Source organism: Thermanaerothrix sp., from assembly GCA_026417795.1.
Classification (GTDB): domain Bacteria; phylum Synergistota; class Synergistia; order Synergistales; family Synergistaceae; genus Thermanaerovibrio.
Genome location: JAOACP010000130.1, coordinates 1 through 698, shown reverse-complemented (window position 1 = coordinate 698; position 698 = coordinate 1). Strand labels below are relative to the sequence as shown.

Here is a 698-nt window from a genome sequence, read left to right as displayed (position 1 = left end):
AGATGTGTATAAGAGACAGAATCCGCACCCAGTCCAGAATAACCAGCAGGTCCCGATGGGCAGAGAGGTAGCTATACAGGGCATTGATAACCTGCCACAACCGCAGACCCAGCGAGAGACCCCCTTCCCCCGGGAAGGCCCTTTCTCTTTGCTTTAGGTATTTCGCCAAAAAATCTAATAGCGCCTCATACTCGTTTTTAAAAAGGGCCTCAAGCATTGCCTCTTTGCTTACAAAATGGGCATAGAGACCGCTTTTCGAAAGCCCCGAACGCTCAGCCACATAGCTCATGGACGCTTCCCAGGGACCCCGCTCGGCCACGGCGGCAGCAATAGCGGCAATTAAAGACTGCTGCGCCCCCGGTCCCGCTTCAAACCCCTGTTCCGCTTCACATCCAGAGACGGAAGCTTCGATCCGCCCTTCCGTTTCACCGGAAGAAACCAGCGCCGCTTCCGTCTCCCTCGCATCCAACCCAAGCCCCCGCCGCAGAACCCCTTCTATAAATTCCAGAAAAAGCCCTTCCCCCCCTTCGAGGGCATACCACTGTTTAAGATAGTACAGGCCACAATAAAAACTAACGGTAGAAAAAATAAGGGTAAAACGATAGATAAGTTCTTCCTTTTCAGCTTCCGGGAGGGGAAAAAAATCTTCAAACGTAATGCCCCGCTGCCGTAATTGTTCGGGGATAGTCCAGTCCAGT

The 698-nt window shown here is 52.4% G+C and carries 1 protein-coding gene; it reads right to left on the bottom strand.

What is annotated here, in order from left to right:
- Window positions 1-698: TetR/AcrR family transcriptional regulator (locus N2315_09585; GenBank protein ID MCX7829422.1), on the bottom strand; the 698-nt coding region annotated here is incomplete at both ends.